Origin of the sequence: Vibrio sp. OPT46 (assembly GCF_015163535.1) — a bacterium.
GTDB classification, from domain to species: domain Bacteria; phylum Pseudomonadota; class Gammaproteobacteria; order Enterobacterales; family Vibrionaceae; genus Vibrio; species Vibrio alginolyticus.
This window is the reverse complement of record NZ_JADDYG010000731.1, coordinates 9,350-9,651: the sequence shown is the minus strand read 5'-3', so window position 1 is coordinate 9,651 and position 302 is coordinate 9,350. Positions and strand designations below refer to the sequence as shown.

Sequence of the window (302 nt, the reverse complement as noted above, 5' to 3'; positions counted from 1 at the left end):
GGCCCTCCAATGATCAAAACGGAAAACGCGCGTCCAAACGGCTGGGTATTTGTCGACATCGATGGTCGTGACCTTGGCTCTTACGTCGTGGAAGCGCAACAGGTTGTTGCTGATCAATTGGAACTTCCTGCGGGTTACTCCCTGGCTTGGTCTGGTCAATACGAATACATGGAGCGTGCGAAAGACCGCTTGAGTGTCGTGGTACCAATCACCATCGCCATCATTATGCTGCTGCTTTACTTCAGCTTCCGTCGTGTCGGCGAAGTAATGATCATCATGCTTACGCTACCGCTCGCTATGGT

At 52.0% G+C, this 302-nt stretch carries 1 protein-coding gene; it reads left to right on the top strand.

Annotation, left to right across the window (positions count from 1 at the left end):
- The coding region (locus tag IQR33_RS34495) for an efflux RND transporter permease subunit (protein ID WP_228014162.1) at positions 1-302 on the top strand (302 nt) is incomplete at both ends.